The sequence below is a fragment of the Enterococcus sp. AZ104 genome, from assembly GCF_050546705.1.
Classification (GTDB): domain Bacteria; phylum Bacillota; class Bacilli; order Lactobacillales; family Enterococcaceae; genus Enterococcus; species Enterococcus faecalis.
In genome coordinates this window covers 2606197-2624263 of sequence record NZ_CP172952.1, presented here as the reverse complement: position 1 = coordinate 2624263, position 18067 = coordinate 2606197, and the positions used below count along the sequence as shown (strand labels likewise).

Below are 18067 nucleotides of genomic sequence, written 5' to 3'. Positions count from 1 at the left end.
GACAAAAGGGAGCGAAGAAGAATGGAAAAGAAAGTATATTCATTTTTACAACAAGCAGCAGTTTTTGCCATTATTATGTTAATCGCCAACGGCTTGGCGTTCATTTCCCCAATACCAATGCCTGCTTCAGTAATTGGCATGGTGTTATTGTTCATTGGTTTATGTACAAAAGTTGTTAAATTGGAGCAAGTGGAAGGGCTAGGTAATAGCTTATCAACGGTTATTACATTTTTATTTGTTCCTTCAGGGATTTCCTTAGTTAATTCTTTAGGGATTATGCAACAATTTGGCGTTCAAATTGTTTTTGTTATTTTAGTAGCAACATTAGCGTTACTAGCAACAACTGGTTGGACGGGCGCCTTTTTATTGCATATGAAAGATGCTCGAAAAGAAAAAGAACCCGCAGCAACGAAGAAAGCGAAAGGAGAGGTTCGCGCATGAATCCGTATGTTGGCATTATTATTTCATTAGCTGTATTTGGCATAGGTACTTGGTTGTTTAAAAAAAGTAAAGGTTTCTTCTTATTTACGCCATTATTCGTTGCGATGATTTTAGGCGTTGTCGTTTTAAAAGTAACAGGAATTAGTTACGAGCAATACAATGAAGGTGGCAAATATATCAGCTTCTTTCTAGAGCCTGCGACAGTAGCGTTTGCGATTCCTTTATATAAAAAGAGAGACGTGTTGAAAAAATATTGGTTAGAAATTTTAACGGCGTTAACAATTGGTTCTTTTGGTTCGCTAGTGGCTGTTTATTTTGCAGGAAAAGTGATTGGCATGGATAATCATTTAGTGGCCTCAATCTTACCACAAGCAGCTACAACAGCGATTGCCGTACCTATTTCTCAAACTGTTGGCGGCATTGCTTCCATTACGGCGTTTACTGTAATCTTCAATGGTGTACTAACCTATGCCTTGGGCCGAATTGCATTGAAATGGTTTAAAATTAACAATCCAATCGCCAAAGGTTTAGCTTTAGGTGCGGCCGGACATGCCCTAGGTGTGGCAGTTGGCATAGAAATGGGCGAAACAGAGGCTGCTATGGCTAGTATTTCTGTCGTAGTGGTTGGTGTAGTTACTGTTTTAGTAGTTCCTTTCTTTGCAACGGTCATTGGTCTATAAAAAAGTGGGCTTCCCCACTCTTTTATGAGTAGCTAATTTCTATCAGCTAGCAGTCTCTGCTTATTCTGTTCCCGCCGTTTATCAATTTTTAAGCCTGGGACAAAAATCCAAAGTGATTTTTGTCCCAGGCTCTTTTGTGTTGTTTACACGATTTTTTGAGTATAGATAGGGCGCGTGGAAGGATTGACCAGTCTTTTTATAGAATGGTTGCTCCTAAAGTTTGTTTAAAGTGGCGTAACGCCCATTCGTGTCCTTGTTCATCAAAACTAGCAACGGCGCGTTCAGGAATCATTAATTGATAGCCTAAATTATAGGCATCGACAGCCGTATGCAACACGCAAATATCTGTACAAACACCAGTTAAACAAAGCTCTGTAATTCCTCGTTCTCGTAATCGAATGTCCAAATCTGTACCACTAAAAGCAGAATAGTACCGTTTGTCCATCCAATAAATGGTTGCCTCATTTTTGTGAGCTTGATAAAAATCAGCTAGCGAGCCAAACAGATTACGCCCGTCAGTTCCTAAGACATTGTGGGGCGGGAAAAGTTTATTTTCAGGATGATAGCGATCTAGGGGGTCATGCCCATCAATGGCAAAAACCACAAAATCGCCATTGTCAAAATAGTGCTTTGTTTGTTGAACAAGGGCCGTTTCAATGGCTTGTCCAGCGGCACCAGTGGTTAGTTTTCCGTCTGTGGCGACAAAATCATTCGTATAATCAATGGAAATCAGAGCTTTCATTTGGCAACCTCCTAAAGGTTAAAGTCATTTTGTTCATTTTACAGCTTTTAAGAAAGCATTTCAAATGATAAAAGTACATCAAATTCTAAAAAAGCTGTTTCAAAATAAACGCTTTGGCTAAAAAACATGCTATAATTTTGCTACAAATTAAAGCAGGTGAATAGAGTGAAAAGAAAAATCGTACGTTTTATCCTTTGGTTGTTAGGAATCATTGTGGTTATTTGCTTAGGTGTGTTTCTCGCCTTTCAATTATCCCCTAAGCCAGGCGCTTGGGTCATCAACCAGTTATTCGCAGGCGAAGTTGAAATAAAAGATTCAGCTTCCTATGATAAAGCATTACCCAATGTCCAATTTCAAGAAAATCAAACATACCCTTCTTCAAGAAAAAAGAATACCTTTGATTTGTATTATCCCCAAACGTCAAAACAAGCGGTACCAGTCGTTTTATGGGTCCATGGTGGTGGCTATGTGGGAGGAGATAAGTCTGGGATGAAAGAGTTTGCGACACGTTTAGTGGCTGATTCCTCAGTTGCCTTTATTTCAATGAATTATGAATTAGCACCAGACGCACCTTATCCAAGCCAGCTCCAGCAGGTCAATGAACTTGTTCAATTTTTATTAGAAAAGAAACAAGCGTATCCCATGTTAGATTTATCTAAGCTTTTTATTGGCGGGGACAGTGCGGGTGCACAGATTGCTCTACAATATGCAACAGTTCAAACCAATGCCAACTATGCCAAAGAACTAGGGATGACTGCAGCATTGCCGGCTAGCCATTTAAAAGGCACGCTCTCGTATTGTGGTCCGGTGGATTTGAAACAAATGGCCAACCAACAAAGTGATAATCGTTTTATGAAATTTTTCGTTAAAACAGTGGCTTGGTCCTTGCTCGGCACTAAAGACTGGCAGACGAGTGCAGAACTGCAAGAAGTGAGTTTAGTGGATAAAGTCACCAAAGAATTTCCCCCGACGTATCTAACAGATGGCAATAGCTTTTCATTCCAAGAGCAAGGACTAGCCTTGGTTCAGCGGTTAAAAACTTTAAATGTTCCAGTTTCAGCTCTCTTTTTCAAAGATAAGAAAGCAACGATCACCCACGAATATCAATTCGACTATCAAACAAAAGAAGCTAAACAATGTTACCAAGAAACAGTCCAGTTTGTGAATACGTATAAATAAACAGAGGCCTTAGAAATATTTCTAAGGCCTCTGTTTATTTATTTTTGTCATTTTTTCAGCTGAGAAATATGTATAAATTAAACAAAAATGTTTATTTAATGATGTTTACATGAGAAAAAATCCGTGCTATACTACGAACTCGTTTGTTAATTTTAATGTTAAAAACAACGTTTTTGTTATTTTTGTGAACAAATTAACATTTTTATCTTACAAAAACAGCAAAAAATTCGTTTAGTTAACAAAAAGAAAATTAAAAAATAAATTTTTTTTTTGAAATTAAGAAAATATCTTTAAAAAAATCAGAAGAAAACTTCGTATACTTGAGCCATAGGTTGGTTGTGGAAAGTTTACTTCGAGGGAGGAGTGATGAAGTTAATGAAAAAGAAAATCGCTGTTTTATTGGCAACTTGTTTACTTGTACAACCATTTTTATCTGTTTCAGCGTGGGCGATTGAAGGGGAGCAACAAACAGAACGTACGCAGACACAGCCAAAAACAGCAAAAACCAGTACAAGTGAAGCAACAAAAGAAAGCAGCGCACATTCTATAGAACAGTCATCAATGACGGAATCTAGTGCTATCACAGAAAAAGTAACCACCTCTTCCACAGAAATAAAACCAAGCGAAGAGCAGAAGCAAATCACGTTGACCTTTGAAACAACGGATCAAGCTTTGTTTCAAAATGATGCCAAAAGTTATCAAGTGGTAAAAGAAAAAAATCAGCCACTTCGGACAGAAGAATTACCAAAATGGGCGAATAGTGAGGAAAATGCGACTTTCGTTGGCTGGTCTTACCAAGGAAAAACATATACAAATGAAGAACTTCTTCAATTAGAGTTTTCAGAAGATACACAACTTACGGCTGTCTTTAAACAGAAACTGACACGCATGGCCAGAGCTGTTTCAGTTGATCAGTCCATTGCGGACACAATTGCTCCTGCGGATAAAACAAAAGTGATTGTTGTGCCAAGTCCTGCAGGAGATGGAGCAGCGTACAAAGAATATGCATCGACAGAGGCTGGCTTGAAAGAAGCCTTGTTTGATTTGTATCAACAGGGGAACAATGGCGATTTCACTCTTTATATAGGAAACAATATTACGACGAGTGCGGCGACCACCGCTAAAGTGATTCCTGACACCGTTACGGCAAGTAATATGACCTTTTACGCCTTGCAAGGCAAGGTCAATCATTTAGTGATTACTGGAAACAGCGCGGATCCGATTAGTATGGATCAAACGGCGCCAACGGGTTCTAAGACGTTAGGATTTAATCAAAATATCTATTTTGGCTCAAACATCACTTTGAGAAATCTAAACTATACAGGTACGAATATGTATTTAAATGGTTACAGTTTGAACTTGAATGGCGGTTCTAGTGGAAACGGTCTGACCGTATACGGTGGAACGGATACAGGAGATGTTTCAGGAAACCCAACTTTAACAGTAAATAGTACAGGTACAGGGACATGGAATTTCTATGGCGGAAACCAAAATGGTGGTAATTTAGCTGGAAATCCTACGATTGTTATTAACAATACACGGAGCGGACTAAATACATTAAGTGGGGGCGCCAATATTGGGACAGTGACTGGGAATACTTCATTGGTTGTCAATGATTCTGGTGGCAGAATTGCTTCAATTTATGGGGGCGGTTATGGGACCAACGCAACCAACACAGCGAATGTTACTGGTAACGTCTCAACAAAGGTTGCGATTACGAATGCTGCTACAGGTTTCCAATTAAGTACGTATTATGGCGGTGTTCAATACGGAAATATTGGTGGAAAAGTAACAAACGATATTTCTGGATATGGCCGTTGGTATACAGCGGGTCAACGTTTTATTGGTGGCTCTTCCCGTGGCGATATAGGAACGAATCGTACGACTGATGGAATTACTACAAATTTAAATACACAGTTGTATAGTGCGGGTCGTGCAGATTTTGAAGGAGGCAACCAATATTCTGGAACGATCATCGGAGATATTACGAATGTGGTTACAGCAGGAACGAATTCCGCTGGTGGTATTAATGATTTTAACGGCGGTGCTGGTAACAATGTTTCGAAATTTAACAAGAGTCAAATTGGGGCCTCAAATGAAGCAACGTATGATGCTTATACACCACAACAAAGAGCAGAATTAGCCAAATCAGCAGCAGCTTTTAAAGTTTTTGGAAATATTTCTTCTAAATTAGTCAGCGGTTCGTTTAATAATGGTGCAATTTACTCAACTGCAGCTGGCCGCGGCGGCTATATTGAAGGAAATACAACAATTGAAGTGGGAACAGCGAATGGTGATGGGTCTTTAGGTGGCGATGGTATGGCTTATTCAGGCGCAAAACCGACGAGTTTAGATTATTCAACGACCGATAAAAGTCGTGGGTATAGTTCAGGTTGGGATATTGTTGGTGGCGGCGGCTATCCTGCTAGTAATGATACTTGGGATATCTATATAAAAGGAGATACTAAGACTGTTTTAAATAATACCATTGCTCGCTGGACATATGGTGGCTCTTTTTCAGGTGTCGTTGAAGGCAATACTTCTAACACATTGAATGGCGGGATTGCTGACACATTAGAAGGAACAGGCTATCAAGCAGCTCGAGTTTATGGAAACGGTCAAACAATCGTTAATAATGGTCAAGTCGATTGGTTTCTTTCAGGCGGTGGCTGGAATGATGCCAAAAATGTTGGGAATGTCGGTGTAACGGTTTATGAAGGAGTAATTAATGCTTCGATGGGCGCTTCTTATGGAGCAAGCGGTGGCCATACAATTACTGGTAATTCAGACAATCGCATCTACGGAGGAAATTTCTCAGGAACTCCTCGGACAGGCGCGAACGGTTTTTCAGGTGGGATTACCAATGCGGGCTCACTTCTTGGAAATGCCAAACTCTTAATTGATTTAAGAAATTACAACGGAGAGTTTAAGTTGCCTGGTAATACCTACATTACTGGTGGTCGGCCCTATGGTCAAAATACGACACTAGGAACGGATGAATCAAACACAATTACTTTAAATATTTTCACTAAAACAGGTGTGGAATCTCTAAATGGGGCCAGCATTTACGGTGATGGTGGAACCAATGCTGCGTATACCAAGAACGGCAAGATTACAATGAATATTCAAGCAGCGGGTTCTAGTATTGGAAATTTATATGCGACACAGTATTCCAATATCAGTGGCGGAAAAATCTTACGTGATGTTACCGCAAATGTTCAAGGTGCAGTTAGTATTAACGGTTTATCCGGTGGTTCATCAACAGATAATTTCACTAATGCAATTGTGAATGCTAGTTCAAATAAAGTGGCCTTTAACTTTGGGACTAACGTTGACGGCACCGATAACTATCAAACAGAACCACTAAATGCGACAGGCTTAGGCGTTGTCAACTTTACGGAATTAAATGTCACCAATGGCATTAAATTAATGGCTAATGGTGGGAACATCAAAAATGGCGTTTCTGCTACTGCCGCGAACCACAGTACGACTTACAATGAATTCGGATCAATTCATCTATCTAAAAACGCTGGAATTGGGATCACCAACACGGCCAATTTAATCTCAGCTAGCAAACTAACGGTTCAGGATCATGCAACATTAGAAACAATTCCTGGTACAGGTAAGGTAAACATTGCGGATTTTGAAGCTGTCGATCCAACAAAAGATGAACTTTTATGGATTAAACCAACGACAGATACAACTGCTTTGGTGGATAGCACAGGGACTTGGTTTGGAAATGTCAAAGCCTATCAGGTCTTGACGATTAATCCAACGGTCAATAATGCTACAAAACTTACGCCAACAACGTTTCATGGGATTGAAAAAGCGACTGGAAAAACATTTATTGGCGATAACGATGTGACCAAGGGCGCCAATGGCTATGGAATAGCAATTCCTGGCTCTATCATCGATTATGAAGTGGAAACGCCTGGAATTGTGGCAGGTGCAGGTACTATTTCTCATGATGTAAAAGAGGTCAAAGCCGGCAATGCGCCATTAACCTTACAAGCGTGGGGCACCGAAGTAGCTGGACAAAAAGTTCAAAAAGGACGTTTGATGATTCCGACCTCAAGTGCTTTAACACCAACCCTAAGCTTCCTTCCTGACGAAGTAACAGGTTCTTGGTTGCACCAAGGAACGGTTAAATCTAGTGAAGTTGGGAGCGCGATAGAGCAAATTCCAGAGCAGAAAGATACCACCCCGCTTTCATGGAAAGCGACGAATATGAACTACAGTTATCAGGTGAAAGTTCAATTTTCAAATAAAGTGGAACTTTCGGGGCAATCGGTGATTGTCACAGAAGATGAGGCAGCGCAACTAACGACTGTCGATAAAGTAATAGAAATGCTCGGTGCAAAAGGTCGGCCGTTTTTCAAGACCTCATTAAAAGAGACGGATTTACCACAAATTCAAGCGCCGTTAGCAGAAAAAACTGTATCGCGGACACATGATATTCAATTAGAAGCAGGGACGTCAGGAGATAATTTGCAAAACAAAACGGTTCATTTAGTTGTTGTGAAAAATGAAAGTGTCCTTGCCAAAGATCGTTCGTTTGCTTTGTATGCGACAAGTGCGCATTTGAAATTAAAAGAAGCAAATGGCTTAACGAATTCAGACGAGTTGGCACAATGGACACAAGCAACGGTGATTTTCGCAGATGGTCGGGCCAATCAAACACCAAGTCTTGATGCCGCAACCTTCCAAGCCATTCAGCAAGCGAAACCAGAAGAATTAGCCAAAACGGTGCCAGCCAATTATCAATTTACAGAAGCTGGTGAAACGTTAAATAAAAAAGTCAATGTGTCTATTTCAGGTGAATTAACGTTAGAAAAAGTACCTAAAACAATTGATTTTGGCAAACAAAAAATTTCTGCCAAGCCAGAAGTTTACTGGCCAACTCTTTCAGATGATTTAGTCGTTCAAGACACACGCGGGACAGAAAGTACGCCTTGGAAACTGAATGTTCAGGTAACGAATCCCTTAACGAACGGCACAAATCAATTGGAAGATTTGTCATTGGTTACAGACAAAGGAGAATTTTTACTCAATAAAGGAGATACGGTTGTTACAGAAAATGAAGGCTCCGGTTCAGGTAGTTATACAATTAACCAAGGTTGGGGTGCGGCAAACCAACGGGGACTTAAACTATCTGTGCCAGTCGAGAAACAAAAAGTTGGCGAATTCAAAGGGACATTGTCATGGTCATTAGTCATGGCACCATAACAAGGAGGAGAGAAGTGAGATGAAAAAATACCTTTTGCTTAGTTGTTTTTTAGGTCTTTTCAGCTTCTGTCATTCAGACACTGCGTTTGGGGAAGCAGCTTATGAAAATAGTGGTGTTGTCTCCTTTTATGGAACGTATGAATATCCCACAGAAGAGTCGACAACAGCGACTAGTAATTCTTCCACAACGACCGAACCCACCAAGCCAGCTGACGGAGGCGCTTCATCCGTCCTTTCTTCTGGCGTATATGGATCGCGACAAGGAAGATTACCAGCGACAGGTACCACCAATCAAGCACCATTTATTTATTTGGGAATCAGCCTTATCACTATAGGCATATTATTTATTAAAAGGAGAAGAGAAGATGAAAAAAACAGTATTAGCAGTAGTAGGGATTGTAGGATTTAGCGGTGTCCTAGCGACACAACAAGCATTTGCGGAAGACATTAACGTGAACTATACAAGTAATGGCGCCATTACATTTGAACCAGATACAGATCCAACGAAGCCAGTTAACCCAACCAATCCAGATGAAAAAGTTGAACCAGAAGATCCAACTGACCCAACTGGACCAAAACCAGGGACTGCAGGCCCCTTATCAATTGACTATGCTTCAAGCTTTCAATTTGGCGCCCAAAAAATCACTTCCGATACGAAAGATTATTACGCACAAATTCAAACATTTAAAGATGGGACAACAGGTCCCAACTATGTTCAGGTAACGGATAAACGCGGGACACAAGAAGGCTGGACGTTAAGCGCTGTACAAAATGCGCAATTCAAAACAGCCCAAAATGAAGAATTAGTGGGGGCCGCTTTATCGATTGCCAATGCAGGTGTGACATCGATTGTTGATGCCGCATACGCGCCAACACCAACAGCAGCACATACCTTTGTTCCTGGAACAGAAGTAGAATTAGTCAAAGCAGAAGATGGCAAAGGAATGGGGACTTGGGTCTATCGTTTTGGGAAAGATGCGACAGAAGGTGCTACTGCCGTGAAATTAAATGTCCCAGGTAAAGCGATTAAATTAGCAAAAGAATATCGTACGACCTTAACATGGACATTGAAATCTGTACCAACGAATGTTGGAGGCTAAGTAAATGAAAAAAACAGTCGTCTACTCCTTGTTATTCGGAACAATGTTGCTTGGCGCCACTGTTCCTGCTGAAGCGGCGACAGTCGTTTTTGATAGCGAACAGTCGATTGTTTTTACCCCAAGCACAGATGGGACGGATCCAGTAAATCCAGAAAATCCCGATCCAGAAAAACCAGTTCGACCAGTCGATCCAACGAATCCTGATGGACCTAATCCAGGCACACCTGGGCCACTTTCCATCGATTATGCCTCAAGTTTGGATTTTGGGAGTAATGAGATATCGAATAAGGATCAAACGTATTTTGCCAGAGCGCAAACCTATAAAAATCCAGATGGTTCAGCAAGTGAATTGGCAACTGCTAATTATGTACAAGTAAGTGATTTACGGGGAACCAATGCTGGCTGGGTTTTAAAAGTGAAACAAAATGGTCAATTTCGTAATGCAGAAACATTACACAAAGAATTAACAGGCGCCACCGTCGCCTTTACTGAGCCCAGTGTGCGCTCAAATGCGACGGACGTATTGCCGCCAACTGCTACCGCAAACATTCAATTAGATGCTGCGGGCGCAGAAACTGTTGTCATGCAAGCCCCAGAAAAGACCGGCGCCGGAACGTGGATCACGCTGTGGGGGCAAGCAGAAAAAGTGACCGAAAAAAATCAACAAGGACAGCAAGTAAATGCCACGATCACACGGGCAATCTCACTAACTGTTCCCGGGAAAACCCCTAAGGATGCAGTACAATATAAAACAACATTGACTTGGCTACTTTCAGATGTACCAGTAAATAATGGAGGGAAATAAATGAAAAAGACAAAAGTAATGACATTGATGGCAACCACAACTTTAGGCGCATTGGCACTTGTACCAATGAGTGCATTAGCAGTCGACGGTGGTGAATACCAAACAAACGGAGCGATTCAATTTGCACCAAATACGAACCCAACGAATCCAGTTGATCCGACGAATCCAGATCCGGATAAACCAATTACGCCAGTTGATCCAACTGATCCGACAGGGCCTAAGCCAGGGACAGCAGGTCCGTTATCCATTGACTATGCATCTAGCTTATCTTTTGGGGAACAAACGATTACCTCAAAAAATATGACCTACTATGCAGAAACACAAAAATACAAAGATAACGCTGGTGCCGACCAAGAAGGCCCAAACTTTGTTCAAGTCTCAGATAATCGTGGGACTGAGACAGGTTGGACGCTAAAAGTAAAACAAAATGGTCAATTCAAAACTGAATCCAACCAAGAACTAACAGCGACCAAAGTAACTTTAAGCAACGGACGCGTGGTTTCAGCTTCACAATCTGCAAAACCAACGACAGCGCCAGCTACGATTGAATTAAACCCAACTGGGGCTGAATCAGTGGTCATGGCTGCTGGCGATAAAGAAGGTGCGGGTACGTACTTAATGAGCTGGGGCGATAGTGTAGATACCGCTAAAACAAGTATTTCCTTAGAAGTACCTGGTTCAACCACAAAATATGCGAAAAAATACACGACAACTTTTACTTGGACTTTGACAGATACACCTGCTAACACAGGAAACTAAGAACGACAGCATACACGCAAGATCGGGATATAAGTCAAAAATTTTTGGCTTATCTTTCGGTCTTTTGGTGCTTATAATACAACAAAGAATGACAGACATAGGAGAATGAATATGAACAGATGGAAAGTATATGCAACGGTAATCGCTTGTATGTTATTTGGCTGGATTGGCGTGGAGGCGCACGCTTCTGAATTTAATTTTGCGGTCACACCAACAATTCCCGAAAATCAAGTGGACAAATCAAAAACCTACTTTGACTTAAAAATGGCGCCTGGTGCCAAACAAACCGTAGAAATTCAGTTACGCAATGATACAGATGAAGACATTACCATTGAAAATACGGTGAACTCAGCGACAACAAATTTAAATGGCGTAGTAGAATATGGCCAAAACGGGATCAAACCTGACAAAACTTTACGCTTTAACTTAAAAGATTATGTGGAAACACCGAAAGAAATCATCTTGCCGAAGCATTCCCAAAAGACCTTACCTTTAACCATCACGATGCCTAAAGATTCTTTTGATGGCGTGATGGCTGGCGGCATAACACTCAAAGAGAAAAAGAAAGAAACCACGACTTCTGCGGATCAATCAAAAGGGTTAGCTATTAATAATGAATACTCCTATGTTGTGGCTATTATTCTTCAGCAAAATGAGACAAAGGTTCAACCAGATTTAAAATTACTAGGGGTTAAACCAGGCCAAGTCAACGCGCGAAACGTCATCAATGTTTCTTTACAAAACCCACAAGCGGCCTACTTAAACCAATTACATTTAATCAACACTGTTTCAAAAGGAGGCGAAACGCTTTACCAATCCGATACTGAGGATATGCAAGTGGCGCCAAACTCTAACTTTAGTTACCCAATTTCTTTAAAAGGGGAACGATTAACGCCAGGGAAATATGTCTTGAAATCAACGGCCTATGGTGTAAAAGATGAAAAGGGCACCTATCAAGTCAAAGGCGCCAATGGTGAAGAACGGTACCTGTACAAATGGGAATTTACAAAAGAATTTACTATTTCTGGGGACGTCGCTAAAGAATTAAATGAAAAAGACGTAACCATTAAAGGAACTAATTGGTGGTTGTATCTACTGATTGCATTAATCATTCTAGCGCTGCTCTTATTGATTTTCTTCTTGTATCGTAAAAAGAAAAAAGAGGAAGAACAACAATCTGAGTAATAAAAAGGGCTATCTATTGACAAAAAGGGTTTTCCTTGTAAAAGTAAAGGTACTTTTACAAGGAATTGCTTCCCATAAAGTAGAGGTAGAGAGAGTGAGAAGCCATGAGAAAAAAGTATCTTTTTTTATTTAGTTCTTTGCTAATTTTTACGGCTGTCGAAATAGAACCAATTCAAACATTGGCGACACCTATTTATAATCCCTTAGAACCAACGGAAGAAATTCAACCAAAACCAGAATCAATCACCCCTCAGGAAAAGTCAGAACCGGAACAACCTGCGCCGACCCCTCCGGAAGATCAAAAAACTACGGTTCCTTCTGAAGAAAAAAAGCCTTCACCCAAGAAAAAAGACAAACCTGTGGAGAAACCGGCAATGTCAAAAGAAAAAAAGAAACAAACAAAAGAAACAACGGCTTATCCCTTACAAGTGAATAAAGATTTTGTCTTTCCTAACGGACTTGGTGCAGGCGGCGATGAAGAATCTGAAAGCTATTTAGCAGCGGTTGGGTACTTTCTTTCAGGAAATGGATTGTATGGGAAAAAAATGGATGTGAGAGAAGTCTATGATATTGATGATGTTTTTAAATAAAGTTGATAAAAGAAAAATCGCCTTATTTCAGTTACTGGAAAATGCACCGATGTTAACAGAGTCAAAAGAAACTGTAATGCAGGAGTTAGAATTATCTGAATTTATCGTGAACAAAACGGTCGCTGAATTAAATGCCGATTTTATTGAATTTGGTTTATCAGAGGATTTTCAAATTGTGAGCGATGGTATTTTCTTAACTCTTAATGAATCAGGAACGGAAACTTCCGATACTTTGATTGATTGCTATATTAAAGAGTCGTTACGTTTTGCTATGTTTCAAGATTTCTTTTTTCAGCGTTTTGATTCTGTGAATGAGTTTGCTTTAGAACACTTTGTTAGTCACACATTGGCTTATAAGGAGTTCAAGGAATTAAAGAAAATGCTGGAAAATTATCAAATTACAATTAATAAAGAATTTCACTTGGTGGGAAATGAAACCAATTTACGCGAAGTAACAACACTGGTTTTTTTACAATTATACCAACGTGATTTTTCATTGTACGGTAAAAAAGTTTTAGAGCAGATTCGGAACTTTGAGCTATTTTTTTCTGAGAAGGTACATCTTAATCAACGTGCGGGCTATGCACAAGCTAAATGTTTTCATTTTTTGGCGGTTTCTTTAGTACGAACGCAGCAACAGTTTTATGTAGAGAAAAAAGTAGATTCGCAAGTGTTAAAACAATTAGCCGGTGACAATCAGCAGAATGTTTTCAATTGGTTAGAGAGTCTTCAAGTCCCAGAACCACAACGAATAAACGAAGGCAATTATTTACTCTTATTTTTAATTGCTGAAGAGTGGCTTCAAGTAGCTTCAGCAGCACTTTGCCAAAAATTTGCAGAAATTCAACAATTGAATCGTGACTTGTTAAGCTATTTAAAAATACAATTTCAGCTTTCCGAGGAAGTCCTGCGAGGTTTTGAACAAAAAGTAACAATCGTTCATTTTAAATTGTTCCATTTTCCAATAGAAGCAAACTATAGTTATCGCAAAATGGATATAACCTACTTTGCAGAAACGTATACAGAGTATTTTTCTGCTAGTCGACAATTTATTCAAGAACAAAAAACGAATCCCGCTGTTTGGGATGCCAGACAGTTTTTATTTTATCGGTATCTGTTGTTAATGGTGGATGCGTTACCATTGAAAAAAGTTTTGGCTCCGATTACATTGTGTGTCGACTTTTCCTTTGGTGAAGCCTATAATCGTATGATACAAAAAAATATTGAAAAAATTACGGAATGGAATATCATTTTCAAAGCACATGTAGATGAAAGTGTACAATTAATTTTATCGGATATTCATTTTGTCGATTGGCCTGAGATTACTCAAATTATTTGGCTAGCGCCACCACGTCCTGTTGATTGGTCGCATTTTATTAAAACGCTGAGTGCACTAAGACCGCACTCGGGAGAAGAAAACAAGGTCGGGACAGCACCGCTTAGCTCCGAGAAATAAGAAGAAATTTCCGGAAATTGTTCTTTAATTTTTGGATAATTTCGGCTTATTTCCGAAGGAGCTGGTTCTGTTCCCGCCGTTTATCAGATTTTGAGCGTGAAGCAAAAATCCAAAGTGATTTTTGTACCACGCTTTTTCTTTTAGAATATAAAAATTAAAAATAATAAAAAAGTTGAAACTTTTTATGCTTGTGATTCGTCTATATAAGTGTACAGGAAAGGAGGTTCCAGAAATCGATGGTTTTCGATGGTTGGAAAAGAAAAAAACAAATTCGCGCGTTAGAAACGCTTGTGGATACCAAATATGAAAAAATGTATCGCATTGCCTTTAACTATACACATTCGAAAGAAGATGCCTTGGATGTGATTCAAGAAAGCTTTGAAAAGGCACTGAAGGCCATCCAAAAAGGACCCGATATTAAGGATTTTGAAGCGTGGTTCTTTCGAATTCTGCTTTCTGTAGCGACAGATTATTGGCGTAAAAAGAAACGAGAAGCTGTTCATATTGAAAAAGATGAACATGTGTTAGCCCTTTTAAATAATCCCCAACGCAGTTTTTTAGAAATTGAAGAAATTATTAATCAATTAGATAGTCCCAATCGTGAAATTATTCTATTAAAATTTTTTGAAGGATTTACGCTAAAAGAAATCGCCTTGATCCTGGATATTAACGAAAACACGATTAAAACGAAGATGTACCGCAGTTTGAATGAACTCCGAAGTCTATTGAATTAGTAAAAGAAAGGAAGCGAAAAAATAATGGAAGATTTTGTAAAAAGTGTTGTTAAAAACTTTTCAAAAGAATACCGCCAACAACCGTTGCCAACGGATCTACAAGCGGAAGTCAAAGCGCGTTTTCATAAAGAGAAAAAGCGGTACACCTGGCTTCGTTTTAGAAACCGCTCACTGCAAAGTAGTTTAGTGGTGGCTTGTGGCTTTGTCTTATCAGTCAATTTGTTTCCAGGTTTTAGTGAAGCAGCCCGCAACATTCCTGTGTTAGATAAAATTGTTCAATTAGTCACCATCAAAACGTTGACAGCGAAAAAACAGGAAAGTGAAGTAAACATCGATGTCCCTAAAATCCAAACATCCCAAGAATCTTCAGTAGCCGACACGCTCAACAAAAAATACTTGAAAGAAGCCCAAACAGAATTTCAACAAGTCAAAGGGCAATTGTTTGATGGTTCTCGTGTTTCAGTCACTGGAGATTATGAAAAAGTCGTGGACGACCGTCGCTTCCTAGTGGTCAAACGAACCTTCACAGAAATTAAAGGCAGCTCTGCGACGACAACGAAATATGACACCATCGACAAACGAGCCAATGTTGTCGTTTCACTCCCCTTAATTTTTAAAAATGATTTTTACATTGATGTCATTAGTAGTGAAATTAAACAACAAATAGCAGACCAAATGAAGAACGATAGCAATAAAATATACTGGTCCGAAAAAGAGGATGCCCCCAGTGATGTTCAACCCTTCAAAAAAATTAAAAAGGACCAACCTTTCTATATCAATGAAAAACACCAATTAGTGATTGTGTTTCCTCAAGGAGAAATTGCGCCTTACTATATGGGCACCCCTGAATTTGTGATCCCTAATCAAGTCATTGAGAATGAATTGGCAGCGCCTAATTATTTAAAATAAACTCAGTAAAAAACACGCGACATTTCTTAAAACTGTCGCGTGTTTTTTGCTGACCTAACCAAGTCAGTTGCGGTTTTACTGAGAGAAGCGTACACTAGAATTAAGCATAACAAGAAAGGGCGAATGGCAATGGAAAAATCAGAAAAAATTAGTATTTTACAAGATGTGGTTAAAATTAAATCTGTAAATGGAAACGAAGAAGAAGTGGCAATCTATTTACAAAATCTTTTGAAAAAATATGAGATCCCTTCTGAACTTGTTTCTTATGCACCAAATCGTAGTAGTTTGGTTGCTTATTTAGGTGAAAACCGAGAAAAAGTCTTAGGGTTTAGTGGCCACATGGACGTGGTTTCTGAAGGGGATGAAAGTCAATGGACTTTCCCACCATTTGCGGCCCATATTGAAGGAAATAAATTGTATGGCCGTGGCGCAACGGACATGAAAAGCGGCTTAGTCGCAATGGTTTTAGCAATGATTGAATTAAAAGAAAAGGAAGTTCCATTAAATGGAGCGGTTAAATTTTTAGGTACAGTTGGTGAAGAAGTCGGTGAGCTAGGTGCTGGCCAATTAACTGAAAAAGGCTATGCGGATGATTTAAGTGCCTTAGTCATTGGAGAACCAACCAATTATAACTTGATGTATGCGCACATGGGTTCAATTAACTATTCTGTTGTGTCACACGGAAAAGAAGCCCACAGTTCGATGCCAGAAGAAGGCATTAACGCGATTAATAATTTGAACGAATTTATTACAGAAGCAAACCAACAAATGGCGGAAGTCACAGCAAACTATGAAAATCCTGAATTAGGTCGAACGATTCACAATGTAACCGTCATTAAAGGTGGCACACAAGTGAACAGTATTCCAGGTCAAGCAGCCTTGCAAGGGAATATCCGTTCAATTCCAGAATTCAGCAACGATCAAGTCATTGCATTATTACAAAAAATTGTCGATGAATTGAACAAAAAAGAAAAACATCAGTTAGAATTAACGATTGATTACAATAAAATTCCTGTAAAAGCTGAGAAAGATTCTGCGTTAATTCAAGCCATTCAAGCCCAATTTGATCAACCATTACCATTAGTGACAAGCGCTGGGACCACAGACTTAGCTGAATTTACTAAATCAGACAATACATTTGATTGCGTTGTCTTTGGACCAGGTGTGACCACTACTGCACACCAAGTCGACGAATATGTCGAAATTGATAATTATTTAGATATGATTGATAAGTATCAAGCGATAGCAAAAAGTTATTTAAATTAAAAAAATGTCGCGCCTGAATCGTAAAGTTCAGGCGTGACATTTTTTATAAGGTTTATTCCACCACAGTCCATTCATTTAAGGTTTTGCCGTTCTCATCAACTAGCTCTAACCAGCTGTTTGTTCCAGCAAAATAGAGAAACAAGCCGACTTCATTAACGCTTTTTAAGACGATATCTTCCGTTGTGACAAAGTCTTTAAATTGGCCCTTGCGTTCATCACGAAGTTTTTCACCAAATCTAGCGGAGAAACCGACAGACCCGTCTTTATTTAAAGGGGCTTCGGGCATCATTGTCGCGCCAGCTTTAATAAGCATTTCATTGCGCTTTTGCCAAAAAACAGTTGCTTTGCTTTGTCGAGTATCAATATAAAAAGGAATTTGGCTGACTTCTTTTGTCCATTTGTGGCGTGCTTTGGCTGGTCTGGCTTTCTTCGGCGCCGGTTTTTTAAACAGAGAGTAGCCAAAACGTTCCAAGATAAAGGTGACTGTTTCTTTATAGTTAGTCACTGTCGCTACCGCACTTTTCGGAATTTTGACTGTCGTTGGGGTCGCTTCCAATGTTAAACCACTTTCTTTCGCATCATCTAGGAAAGCTTGCGCTAAATAGGCAAGTTCTGTGTCCCAAGTCGGTTTCAATAAAATTGAGTGATCAAAAGAAACTTCTTTATATGTAGCTTTTTCTTCAGCAAGTCCTAAAGCAACTAGTTGGTTATCTCTTAGCAAGAAAAGAATCGCTGCCTCTTTTTTCGGTAATTTAGTTGTTTGTTCAATGATTAAGTGGGCCTGATCGGCTAAGTCAATGAGTGTCTTTGTTTTTTTTAGATCAACGGTTAAATGTAAGTCCATGAAGTCTACTCCTTTATCGTTAGTTTCTTCATTGTATCATGAAACAGCGTCTTCGTCTTTTAACGAGTCAGCGACCTTACAATATTGTTTGAAACAAAAAGAAGCTTTCGTGGTATACTTACTCACATACATAATTTTTAATGAGGAAAGT

At 39.5% G+C, this 18067-nt stretch carries 16 protein-coding genes; 14 read left to right on the top strand and 2 right to left on the bottom strand.

Going from position 1 to position 18067, the window contains the following annotated elements:
* Nucleotides 1-21: 21 nt before the first annotated feature.
* Nucleotides 22-441: an antiholin-like murein hydrolase modulator LrgA gene (gene lrgA, locus IGJ37_RS12530; protein WP_002354829.1), complete on the top strand. Its 420-nt coding sequence runs from the start codon at nt 22-24 to the stop codon at nt 439-441.
* Nucleotides 438-1121 carry an antiholin-like protein LrgB gene (gene lrgB / locus IGJ37_RS12525; protein ID WP_002365411.1) on the top strand — a complete coding sequence of 228 codons (684 nt, stop codon included), beginning with the start codon at nt 438-440 and terminating at the stop codon, nt 1119-1121. Before lrgA ends, lrgB begins: the two co-directional genes overlap by 4 nt.
* Before the next feature lie 196 nt (nt 1122-1317).
* Here lrgB and IGJ37_RS12520 read toward each other — a convergent pair whose 3' ends face one another.
* Entirely contained in the window at nt 1318-1863 is a 546-nt protein-coding gene (locus IGJ37_RS12520) for a cysteine hydrolase family protein (RefSeq protein ID WP_002406506.1), read from the bottom strand.
* Between the two features lie 165 nt (nt 1864-2028).
* Between IGJ37_RS12520 and IGJ37_RS12515 the strand changes: the two genes are divergently transcribed.
* From IGJ37_RS12515 to IGJ37_RS12460, 12 genes are all read left to right on the top strand, one after another.
* Entirely contained in the window at nt 2029-3042 is a 1014-nt protein-coding gene (locus tag IGJ37_RS12515; RefSeq protein ID WP_002365410.1) for an alpha/beta hydrolase, read from the top strand.
* A gap of 366 nt (nt 3043-3408) precedes the next feature.
* The gene (locus tag IGJ37_RS12510) at nt 3409-8268 is read left to right on the top strand and encodes a hypothetical protein (RefSeq protein ID WP_430598931.1); all 4860 of its coding nucleotides are present in this window, start codon (nt 3409-3411) and stop codon (nt 8266-8268) included.
* A 19-nt stretch (nt 8269-8287) separates the two neighbouring features.
* On the top strand, nt 8288-8677 hold the full coding sequence (locus tag IGJ37_RS12505) for an LPXTG cell wall anchor domain-containing protein (protein ID WP_002354835.1): 390 nt from the start codon (nt 8288-8290) through the stop codon (nt 8675-8677).
* Nucleotides 8634-9368: a WxL domain-containing protein gene (locus IGJ37_RS12500; RefSeq protein WP_002354838.1), complete on the top strand. Its 735-nt coding sequence runs from the start codon at nt 8634-8636 to the stop codon at nt 9366-9368. Before IGJ37_RS12505 ends, IGJ37_RS12500 begins: the two co-directional genes overlap by 44 nt.
* 4 nt (nt 9369-9372) lie before the next feature.
* The gene (locus IGJ37_RS12495) at nt 9373-10173 is read left to right on the top strand and encodes a WxL domain-containing protein (protein ID WP_002385162.1); all 801 of its coding nucleotides are present in this window, start codon (nt 9373-9375) and stop codon (nt 10171-10173) included.
* Nucleotides 10174-10932 (top strand): WxL domain-containing protein, encoded by a 759-nt coding sequence (locus IGJ37_RS12490; RefSeq protein ID WP_430598930.1) that lies wholly within the window; start codon nt 10174-10176, stop codon nt 10930-10932. It abuts the gene before it with no gap.
* Between the two features lie 105 nt (nt 10933-11037).
* Entirely contained in the window at nt 11038-12117 is a 1080-nt protein-coding gene (locus IGJ37_RS12485; protein ID WP_172451671.1) for a DUF916 and DUF3324 domain-containing protein, read from the top strand.
* A 104-nt stretch (nt 12118-12221) separates the two neighbouring features.
* On the top strand, nt 12222-12707 hold the full coding sequence (locus IGJ37_RS12480; protein ID WP_252671610.1) for a hypothetical protein: 486 nt from the start codon (nt 12222-12224) through the stop codon (nt 12705-12707).
* A complete protein-coding gene (locus IGJ37_RS12475) occupies nt 12682-14163 on the top strand; it encodes a helix-turn-helix domain-containing protein (protein WP_252671609.1) in 1482 nt (493 codons plus the stop codon). Before IGJ37_RS12480 ends, IGJ37_RS12475 begins: the two co-directional genes overlap by 26 nt.
* 236 nt (nt 14164-14399) lie before the next feature.
* On the top strand, nt 14400-14897 hold the full coding sequence (locus tag IGJ37_RS12470) for an RNA polymerase sigma factor (RefSeq protein ID WP_002354845.1): 498 nt from the start codon (nt 14400-14402) through the stop codon (nt 14895-14897).
* 24 nt (nt 14898-14921) lie between these two features.
* On the top strand, nt 14922-15806 hold the full coding sequence (locus IGJ37_RS12465; RefSeq protein ID WP_002365402.1) for an RsiV family protein: 885 nt from the start codon (nt 14922-14924) through the stop codon (nt 15804-15806).
* Between the two features lie 129 nt (nt 15807-15935).
* Nucleotides 15936-17072, top strand: coding sequence for an ArgE/DapE family deacylase (locus IGJ37_RS12460; protein ID WP_002367472.1), 1137 nt, complete (start codon nt 15936-15938; stop codon nt 17070-17072).
* Nucleotides 17073-17124: 52 nt separating this feature from the next.
* Here IGJ37_RS12460 and IGJ37_RS12455 read toward each other — a convergent pair whose 3' ends face one another.
* Complete coding sequence (locus IGJ37_RS12455; RefSeq protein WP_002367471.1) at nt 17125-17916, bottom strand: hypothetical protein; 792 nt, start codon at nt 17914-17916, stop codon at nt 17125-17127.
* Nucleotides 17917-18067 lie beyond the last annotated feature (151 nt).